1 protein-coding gene is annotated in these 1,047 nt (G+C 61.7%); it reads right to left on the bottom strand.

Annotation, left to right across the window (positions count from 1 at the left end; all coding sequences use genetic code 11):
- The coding region (locus JNK74_28130; protein ID MBL7650058.1) for a DegT/DnrJ/EryC1/StrS aminotransferase family protein at positions 1-1,047 on the bottom strand (1,047 nt) is incomplete at both ends.

Below are 1,047 nucleotides of genomic sequence, written 5' to 3'. Positions count from 1 at the left end.
CAGGCTATTTTCGCCAAGTTCGCGGGCGACGGGCAAGCGTTCTTCCGGACGCCAACCGGTACCATCGAAGGCTTTTTCCAAGTAAATCTCCGAGCACGACCCGGCGTAGCAGGGAACGCCCTCGGCATTGATGGCCTCGATGATCCGATCCCGTCCCCAATCCACACGCAGGTGTTCCGGGCGTACGAACACGTAGCATTTGTATGCGGCATGCGCAATCTGAGCATCCGGCAGTGGAACCCGCAAGGCGCCAATCTGCTGCGCTGTCGCCCAGATACGGTGGGCATTGTCCAGGCGGGCGCGGTGCCAGTCTGCCATGCGCGCTAGCTGGATGCGCCCGATAGCGGCCTGCACCTCGATCATCCGCCAGTTGGTACCAAAGCTTTCATGTAGCCAACGGAAACCAGGCGGGTGTTCACGTTGATAGACGGCATCCCAACTCTTGCCATGATCTTTGAACGACCACATCGCCGACCAGAGGTTCGGATCGTTGGTCGTCACCATGCCACCCTCGCCGCCCGTCGTCATGATCTTGTCCTGGCAGAAGGACCAGGCACCGATATGGCCCAGGCCGCCGACCGGCCGCCCTTTGTAGCGGGCGCCATGCGCCTGCGCGCAATCCTCGATCACTTTCAGTCCATGCGCGTTGGCCAATGCCATGATGGGGTCCATGTCGCACGGCCAGCCGGCGAGATGGACGCAGATGATGCCGCGCGTTCGCGGCGTCAGAACTTGCCGAAGGGTTTCTGCCGTGATGTTTTGTGAATCCGGATCGACATCGGCAAAGACCGGAATCGCCCCCGCATTGACGATTGAAGACGCGGAGGCCAGGAAAGTCCGCGGCGTCACGATGACTTCATCACCCGGGCCAATCGCCAGAACCTTGAGGGCGACATCGAGGGCCACCGTCCCGTTCGCCAAAGCCACCGCATGAGCACATCCCGCCCACGCCGCAAACTCCTGCTCGAACAGGCGACAGTGCTCACCGGTCCAGTAGTTGACCCGATTGGACAAAATGACGTCCCGCGCCGCGTTGGCCTCCTCCTC

Source organism: Candidatus Hydrogenedentota bacterium, from assembly GCA_016791475.1.
GTDB lineage: Bacteria > Hydrogenedentota > Hydrogenedentia > Hydrogenedentales > JAEUWI01 > JAEUWI01.
This window is presented reverse-complemented; position numbering and strand designations above follow the sequence as displayed.